4 protein-coding genes are annotated in these 4,598 nt (G+C 72.4%); 3 read left to right on the plus strand and 1 reads right to left on the minus strand.

Annotation, left to right across the window (positions count from 1 at the left end):
• The first annotated feature begins 16 nt into the window (after positions 1-16).
• From MTQ10_RS28135 to MTQ10_RS28145, 3 genes are all read left to right on the plus strand, one after another.
• The gene (locus MTQ10_RS28135; RefSeq protein WP_374117712.1) at positions 17-1,732 is read left to right on the plus strand and encodes a chitinase; all 1,716 of its coding nucleotides are present in this window, start codon (positions 17-19) and stop codon (positions 1,730-1,732) included.
• 181 nt (positions 1,733-1,913) lie between these two features.
• Positions 1,914-2,753, plus strand: a complete 840-nt coding sequence (locus tag MTQ10_RS28140) for a serine hydrolase domain-containing protein (RefSeq protein WP_247473123.1) — start codon at positions 1,914-1,916, stop codon at positions 2,751-2,753.
• Positions 2,754-2,872: 119 nt separating this feature from the next.
• On the plus strand, positions 2,873-4,138 hold the full coding sequence (locus tag MTQ10_RS28145; RefSeq protein ID WP_247473124.1) for a DUF1266 domain-containing protein: 1,266 nt from the start codon (positions 2,873-2,875) through the stop codon (positions 4,136-4,138).
• 127 nt (positions 4,139-4,265) lie between these two features.
• On the opposite strand, the gene MTQ10_RS28150 is transcribed toward MTQ10_RS28145, so the two are convergent.
• Positions 4,266-4,598 (minus strand): hypothetical protein (locus MTQ10_RS28150; RefSeq protein ID WP_247473127.1); only part of this gene is annotated, 333 nt, incomplete at its 5' end.

Consider the following 4,598-nt stretch of genomic DNA (forward strand, 5'->3'; position numbering starts at 1 on the left):
CTCCCCGGAGGCTCCTGTGGACCGCGCACCAGCCCCGCCCGCCCGCCGCAGAACCGGGCACCGCCCCCTGTGGGCGGGCACCCTCGTGGCAGCCCTCGCCCTGTCCTTCGCCGGCGCCGGCCAGGCCTCGGCCGCCGACGTCAACAACGTGCGGAACGCGGGCTTCGAGTCGGGCCTGACCGGCTGGACCTGCACGGCCGGCAGCGGCACCACCGTCTCCTCCCCCGTGCACGGCGGTACGGCGGCCCTGAAGGCGACGCCGAGCGGCCAGGACAACGCCAAGTGCACGCAGACGGTCGCCGTGAAGCCCAACTCGACGTACACGCTGAGCGCCTGGGTGCAGGGCGGCTACGCCTACCTCGGCGTCACCGGCACGGGCACGACGGACGTGTCGACGTGGACACCCGACTCGGCGTCGTGGAAGCAGCTGTCGACGACGTTCACCACCGGCTCCTCGACGACACAGGTCACGCTCTACACGCACGGCTGGTACGGCCAGGCCGCCTACTACGCCGACGACCTCTCGGTGTACGGCCCCGACGGCGGCGGTGGCGGCGACCCCACCCCGACCGTGCCGGGCGCCCCGGCCGGCCTCTCCGTGTCGGGTACGACGTCCTCGTCGGTGTCCCTCGCGTGGAACGCGGTGTCGGGCGCGGCGTCCTACAACGTGTACCAGGGCGGCACGAAGGTCACCTCGGTGACCGGCACGTCCGCCACCGTGAGCGGCCTCGCCGCCTCCACCTCGTACAGCTTCCAGGTCACGGCGGTGAACGCGGCCGGCGAGTCCCCGAAGTCGACGCCGGTGACGGCGACGACGGCACCCTCGGGCGGCGGTGGCGGCACCGGCCTGCCGAAGCACGCGGTGACGGGCTACTGGCAGAACTTCGACAATGGCGCGACCGTGCAGAGGCTGTCGGACGTTCCGTCGGCGTACGACATCATCGCCGTGGCCTTCGCCGACGCCACCCCCACACCCGGCGCCGTCGACTTCGCCCTCGACTCCGCGGGCCTGGGCGGCTACACCGAGGCCCAGTTCAAGGCGGACATCCGCGCCAAGCAGGCCGCCGGCAAGAAGGTGATCATCTCGGTGGGAGGCGAGCGCGGCACGGTCTCCGTCAACAGCGCCGCGTCCGCGACGAACTTCGCGAACTCCGTGTACGCCCTGATGCAGGAGTACGGCTTCGACGGCGTCGACATCGACCTGGAGAACGGCCTCGACGCGACGTACATGACGCAGGCGCTGCGGTCGCTGTCCGCGAAGGCGGGCCCGTCCCTGATCCTGACGATGGCTCCGCAGACCATCGACATGCAGTCGACGTCCAACGCGTACTTCCGGACGGCGCTGAACGTGAAGGACATCCTCACGGTCGTCAACATGCAGTACTACAACAGCGGTTCGATGCTCGGCTGTGACGGCAAGGTGTACAGCCAGGGCTCGGTGGACTTCCTCACCGCGCTCGCCTGCATCCAGCTGGAGGGCGGCCTCGCCCCGTCCCAGGTGGGCCTCGGCCTCCCGGCGTCCACCCGCGCCGCCGGCAGCGGCTATGTGTCGCCGACCGTGGTGAACAACGCCCTGGACTGCCTGACCAAGGCCGTCAACTGCGGCTCCTTCAAGCCGTCGAAGACGTACCCCGACCTGCGGGGCGCGATGACCTGGTCGACGAACTGGGACGCGACGGCGGGCAACACCTGGTCGTCGTCGGTGGGCGCCCACGTACACGCACTGCCGTGACGTCTCCCGGCCCGGCCGGCCCCGGACGCCCTCACCCCTCGGGGGGTGGGGGCGTCTCCCGCTGCCGGGGAACGGGGCAGCGGAGACGGGAAGACGGAGGGGCCAGGGATCGAAGGAACCGGAAGACGACCCCACCCCTCTCACAGATCGCACCCGATCCGTGAACCCAGGACCCGCGAACATGCCCTTGCTCGGCCCTCCCACACCCACCTGCGTACTCACCTCCACGGCACCGCCGTCCACGACCGCCGGCCACGCCACGGACCGCTACGTGGAGATCGGTTCCTTCACCAAGGTCCTCACCGGTAGGGCCCTCACGCGCCTCGCGTCGGCCGACATCCTCACCCTGGACGACCCGGTGGACCGCTGGCTGCCCGCGGCACCGTCCGGCACGGGCATCACCCTGCGCGGGCTCGCCGAGCACACCTCGGGCCTCCCCCGTCTGCCCCCGGGCCTCGGAGGCGGCCGTGACCCGTACGCCCCCTTCGACGCGGAGGCCCTGCAAGCCCTGCTCCCCCGCCTGACGGACATCGCGGTGCGGCCACCGGGCGGGGAGCCGGAGTACTCCAACCTCGGGTACGCCGTGCTGGGCGCGGCACTGGAGAAGGCCGCCGGGCTGCCGTACGAGGAACTCCTCTCGGCGTACGTCCTCGAACCACTGGGCGTGCGGGAGATCACCGCGCGCCCGGACCCCGCCCTCCGCCTCCTCGCCCCGGGCCGCCTCGGACGCCCGCGCCGGCCGTGGACGACGACCGGCGCGATCCTCCCGGCGGGCGGCCTGTGGGCCACGCCCCGCGCGGTGGCGGACACCCTGACCCGCCTCGTCCTCGACGGCCGCCTCGGCCCCCCGTCCCCCTCCTGGCAGCGCTCCGGCACCCTCCACTGGCACAACGGCGCCACACGACACGCCTCCCTCTTCGCGGGCGCGGCAGCCGACGGACGGTGGGTGGTCGTGCACCGGCTCAACGGCTCACCGGGCGGGACCGACCAGCTCGGGGCGCGGATGCTGAAGGGAACGTGACCGGCGGCATCGGGCCGCGGCGTTGCGTGCCCCACAGCGACCGGAAGGAGGTTGACCGGTTTCGGACTTCCGTGTCTGATCGTCTGTGATGTTTCGTCTCCGCCGCGAAGGAAGTCAGCATGTCGATCGGGCCGCCGTCGGGGCCTGTTCCTCCGCCTGTGCCGGGCGGGCCGCCGTCCGGGTGGGTCGCGCCGACGGATGTGGAGGCGGCGCTGTGGGAGGCCAAGGCGCGGGGTGACTGGGCGGCGTACTTCGATGTGCTGGCGCGGGCCGAGCTGTTCTTCGAGATCACACGGCAGGCGTACGACGCCGAAGGGCGGCGGCAGGTGCTGTTCGGGCGGGATCCGCGCGTGCCGGGCGGTCGGGTGTGGAACGTGTTCACCGTCGGGATGCTGCCCGCCCCGGACCCGTACCGCGTCTTCGACTGGGAGCCGCTGGGCTGGTTCGCGCGGCAGTGGGAGCCGAGCGACCCGCCGTTCCTCGTGGTGAACCCGGGCAGCCCGTGCGAGGCGTTCCTGCCGACGGCGCCGCCGAACAGCGGGGCGTGGGCGCAGTTCGCCGACCGGGCCGGTCCCGTGGATGTGTCGCAGCGGCTGTTCACGCTGCGCGTCGGCGGCGCGTTGCAGGGGCCGGTGGCGCTCGGGCTGGCCTGCGGGGCTCTGCTGTGCGTGCACAACGGGTCGCCGTGGAACGCCATGGGCTGGCACGGCAGCGGGTACCCCGGGGAGCTGCGGCGGCTGCGGGAGTGGTGGGGCATCGGCAGCCGCGAGGAGTGGCAGGCCGCGCTGCGCAAGCTCCTCGCCTGCGAATCGCACAGCACGGTGTGGGAGTTCGCGCTCACCGTCCGCCGTACGATCGCGCGGGACTTCGGCGGGCATGTCGACGTCGGCTACTGGCGTGAGGCCGCCGCCGACGTGATACGTGCCAACGACGCCGGGCACGTGGTCCTCTCCGAGGACGGCGTCACGCGGACCGAGCCGCGTCCCGAGTCGGAGACCGAGGCCCGTGTCCGGGGCGTGCAGCACCTCATCGGGCGGATCACTCGGTACGAGGCCCGGATGCGGGCGGACGGGGTACTGCCCGAGCACCGGTTCGTGGCGTCGGTCGACGCGTGGGATCTCGGGCGGGCGTCGAAGATGGCCCGGTGGGGGCTCGGCGCCCGGTACGCCACGCTCCAGGAGGCCGAGGCCGCCGTCGTGGAGGCGGGGCGGGCCGCCGTACGGTCGTACCGCTCCTGGCAGGACTTCTCCGCCGGGTACGTCCTCGGCCGGTGTCTGCACTTCGACGACGAGGAGTTCGGCCGCTGGTACACCGACATGGTCGACGCCCACCACACCTTGATGTCGGCGCCGGACAGCCCTTGGACGACGATTCCCTTCGGGTGAGGCGAGTGGGGGCGCGTGCCCTTCGGGGACGACTCGCCTTCGATCACGGTACGCAATCGGGCAGCCGCCGGCTTCAGCGGTGCGACGGGATCGATCGCGACGTCGAGGCGGGGATGCGTGAGGTCACTCAGCCCGTCGGGCGGTAGTGGTGCAGGACCCAGGCCAGTTGGGTGAACCATTGCGTCAGGCGGGCTTTGGGGCGGGCCTCGACCTCCGACTCGTAGAAGTGACCGTCGAGGTGGATCACGCCGAGCATGAGTTTCCTGCCGTTGGCGCCGGCGCGGTAGTGGACGCTGCGGACCTCCTGCCAGGGGAACTCGGCGGAGACGCCGTTGATGTCCAGGGTGACGCCGTCCGCGTCGACGACGATGGCATTGTGCGTGTCCACCGCGACGAACTCGGGGCCCGCCTGACCGGCCGGGGCGGGGGCCGGTATCGGTGCGGGTGCCTGGGGCGGCAT

The sequence above is a fragment of the Streptomyces sp. XM83C genome (genome assembly GCF_023072675.1).
Classification (GTDB): domain Bacteria; phylum Actinomycetota; class Actinomycetes; order Streptomycetales; family Streptomycetaceae; genus Streptomyces; species Streptomyces thermocoprophilus.

Excerpts from the sequence above, each read along its gene's own strand:
- MTQ10_RS28140 (WP_247473123.1), top strand. The coding sequence starts at position 1,914 with ATGCCCTTGCTCGGCCCTCCCACACCCACCTGCGTACTCACCTCCACG.
- MTQ10_RS28145 (WP_247473124.1), top strand. The coding sequence starts at position 2,873 with ATGTCGATCGGGCCGCCGTCGGGGCCTGTTCCTCCGCCTGTGCCGGGC.